This window comes from Pseudoroseomonas cervicalis ATCC 49957, from assembly GCF_000164635.1.
Classification (GTDB): Bacteria; Pseudomonadota; Alphaproteobacteria; order Acetobacterales; family Acetobacteraceae; genus Pseudoroseomonas; species Pseudoroseomonas cervicalis.
In genome coordinates this window covers 1-1,923 of record NZ_GG770913.1, presented here as the reverse complement: position 1 = coordinate 1,923, position 1,923 = coordinate 1, and the positions used below count along the sequence as shown (strand labels likewise).

Here is a 1,923-nt window from a genome sequence, read left to right as displayed (position 1 = left end):
CCCCGCCCGCCTCCCCAGGGCCCCGGCGCCCGGCCGCCATGCAGCGCGCGCCGTCGCGGCCCTGACCGGCAGCCGACAGAAAAATGCGGGGCGGGTAAGGGGTTTGTGCGGTTGCGATAGGAAGGGCCAAGGCCTTATCTGACGGCCATGGCACGGCATCTCCCTCTCTTCCTGTCCCTCGCGGCGGCGCTCGGCCTGGTCTCGGGCGCGGCCATGGCGCAGCAGCAGCGCCCGCAGGCGCTCGGCACCTTCCAGGACTGGACGGCGGCCACCTATACCGAGGGCGGCCGCAAGGTCTGCTACGCCTTCGCCCGCGCCAGCCGCTCCGAGGGGGGCGGCAGCCGGCAGAATGTCATGCTGACGGTGACGCACCGGCCGCAGGGGCGCGACCAGGTGGCGCTGCGCGCCGGCTACACCTATGCCCGCAATGCCGAGGTCAGCGTGACCGTGGGCAGCACCGAGCTGGAGTTCTACACGGCGCAGGACAACGCCTTCGCCCGCGAGGGCGCGCGCGCCGTGGCCGCCTTCCGCGCCGGCGCCCAGGCGGTGGCCAAGGGCCAGGGCCCGCAGGGCCGCGGCACGGCGACCGACACCTTTTCCCTGTCCGGCTTCACCGCGGCCTATGAGGCCATCAGCAAGGAGTGTCCGGCAGGCCGCCGGTAAACCGCATGACCGACACCGCCCCCCCGACTGCCGCGCCGATGGCCGAACTGAACGAGGCCGAGCGCGCCCGCATCCTGGCCAAGGCCGCGCTGTTCGCCCCGCCGCCCGCCACCCTGGCGGATGGCAGGCGCGACCTGGTCGGCCTGTCGCGGGAGGAGCTGGTGGCCGAAATGGTCGCGATCGGCGAGAAGCCGTTCCGCGCCAAGCAGCTCTGGCACTGGATCTACCACCAGGGCGTGACCGATTTCAGCCAGATGTCCACCATCGCCAAGGCGATGCAGGGCAAGCTGGCGGAGCGCTTCGTGGTCGGCCGCCCCGGCGTGACGACGGAGCAGACCAGCACCGACGGCACCCGGAAGTGGCTGTTCGGCTTCCGCGACGGCCAGCAGGTGGAGACGGTCTACATCCCCGACCCGGAGGAGGATCGCGGCGCGGTCTGCGTCTCCACCCAGGTCGGCTGCACCCTCTCCTGCAAGTTCTGCCACACCGGCACGCAGAAGCTGGTGCGCAACCTGGGCGCGGCCGAGATCGTCGGCCAGTTCATGGCGGCGCGCGATTCCTATGGCGAATGGCCGAGCCCGACCGACGGCACGCCGCGGCTGCTCTCCACCATCGTCATCATGGGCATGGGCGAGCCGCTCTATAACTACGAGAACGTCGCCAAGGCGATGCGCATCATCATGGATGGCGAGGGCATCGCGCTGTCGCGCCGGCGCATCACCCTCTCGACCTCGGGCGTGGTGCCGATGATGGACCGCTGCGGGGCGGAACTCGGCGTCGGGCTTGCCGTCTCGCTGCACGCGGTGCGCAACGACATCCGCGACGAGATCGTGCCGCTGAACCGCAAATACCCGATCGAGGAGCTGATGGCCGCCTGCCGGCGCTATCCCGGCGCCTCCAACGCCCGGCGCATCACCTTCGAATACGTCATGCTGAAGGGCGTGAACGATTCGGAGGCCGATGCGCGCGAGCTGGTGCGGCTGCTCCAGGGCATCCCGGCCAAGGTCAACCTGATCCCGTTCAACCCCTGGCCGGGCAGCCCCTACGAGACCTCCTCCAACAACGCGATCCACCGCTTCGCGCGCATCGTGCAGGAGGCGGGCTACGCCTCGCCGATCCGCACGCCGCGCGGGCGCGACATCCTGGCCGCCTGCGGCCAGCTGAAGACCGAGAGCGAGCGGGCGAAGCGCCAGCGCCCCGCCGGCGCCGAGGCGTCCAAGGCCGACGCGGCGTGAGCGCCGCGTCCGGGGAGGCGGCGCG

Annotated in this window: 2 protein-coding genes; both read left to right on the top strand. The window is 71.5% G+C overall.

Translation table 11 applies throughout. The features are described 5' to 3' along the window. Positions 1-147 precede the first annotated feature (147 nt). On the top strand, positions 148-663 hold the full coding sequence (locus HMPREF0731_RS20295) for an invasion associated locus B family protein (RefSeq protein ID WP_007006096.1): 516 nt from the start codon (positions 148-150) through the stop codon (positions 661-663). A gap of 5 nt (positions 664-668) precedes the next feature. Further along, positions 669-1,898 carry a dual-specificity RNA methyltransferase RlmN gene (rlmN, locus tag HMPREF0731_RS20290; RefSeq protein WP_007006095.1) on the top strand — a complete coding sequence of 410 codons (1,230 nt, stop codon included), beginning with the start codon at positions 669-671 and terminating at the stop codon, positions 1,896-1,898. Positions 1,899-1,923 lie beyond the last annotated feature (25 nt).

Coding starts and splice junctions, on each gene's coding strand:
- HMPREF0731_RS20295 (WP_007006096.1), top strand. CDS start 148: ATGGCACGGCATCTCCCTCTCTTCCTGTCCCTCGCGGCGGCGCTCGGC.
- rlmN (WP_007006095.1), top strand. CDS start 669: ATGACCGACACCGCCCCCCCGACTGCCGCGCCGATGGCCGAACTGAAC.